Genomic DNA, 1,009 nt, shown 5'->3' on the forward strand with positions numbered 1-1,009 from the left:
CTGGATTCTACTAGTCTCTACTTTCCTTTCATATACTGGACTCTCACCTTCTATGGTTTGCCTTCCCAGACAATTCTACTAGAATTATAGATAACTTATTGTAGTCCGAACCCCAAGGGTATTTCTACTCTTGGTTTGGGCTCTTCCTATTTCGCTCGCCACTACTTTAGGAATCGTTTTTACTTTCTTTTCCTATGGGTACTAAGATGTTTCAGTTCCCCACGTTCCCCTTTATATGCTACTTTACTTACATATAAATACATAGTCTATTTTCACTATGTGAGTTTCCTCATTCGGATATCCACGGCTCGCTAGATATTTGCTCTTCCCCGTGGCTTTTCGCAGCTTGTCACGTCCTTCTTCGGCTCTTGGTACCTAGGCATTCACCCTACGCTCTTTGTAGCTTAACCTTTTTTTATTAGTCTAGATCTTTTGACTTTTGGTTTGCATTTTTCGGTTTAATTGCTTCCATACTAGATTCTTCATCTAATATGCTAGTTTACCTTATATTTTTCTCTATATAATTTTCAATGTACTTTTCTTTCTAGTCTAAAAGACTAGTGGTGGGCTCAAATGGAATCGAACCATCGACCTCACGCTTATCAGGCGTGCGCTCTAACCATCTGAGCTATGAGCCCATATTTTAGAGTTGTCTCTAGTGTAATTCTTTTCAATAAAGAGCCTTCACTCTATTTTTCAATGTACTTTTTGAAGAGTACATTGAAAAATAAACAATAAACCTTCTCCGGAAGATTGAACTTAATCAATCTTCCAAAACTTCGTCTTTCTCCTTAGAAAGGAGGTGATCCAGCCGCACCTTCCGATACGGCTACCTTGTTACGACTTCACCCCAATCATCGGCCCCACCTTAGACGGCTGGCTCCTAATAGGTTACCTCACCGGCTTCGGGTGTTACCAACTTTCGTGGTGTGACGGGCGGTGTGTACAAGGCCCGGGAACGTATTCACCGCAGTATGCTGACCTGCGATTACTAGCGATTCCGACTTCA

At 41.5% G+C, this 1,009-nt stretch carries 1 tRNA gene and 2 rRNA genes; all 3 read right to left on the reverse strand.

The features are described from left to right. Nucleotides 1-410 (reverse strand): 23S ribosomal RNA (locus WS40_RS10730); the annotation flags it as partial. Nucleotides 411-561: 151 nt separating this feature from the next. Further along, a tRNA-Ile gene (locus tag WS40_RS10735) sits at nt 562-638 on the reverse strand. 157 nt (nt 639-795) lie between these two features. Then, a 16S ribosomal RNA gene (locus WS40_RS10740) occupies nt 796-1,009 on the reverse strand; the annotation flags it as partial.

Origin of the sequence: Ruminococcus sp. N15.MGS-57 (assembly GCF_000980385.1) — a bacterium.
In the GTDB taxonomy this organism is placed as follows: Bacteria; Bacillota; Clostridia; order Oscillospirales; family Ruminococcaceae; genus Hominimerdicola; species Hominimerdicola aceti.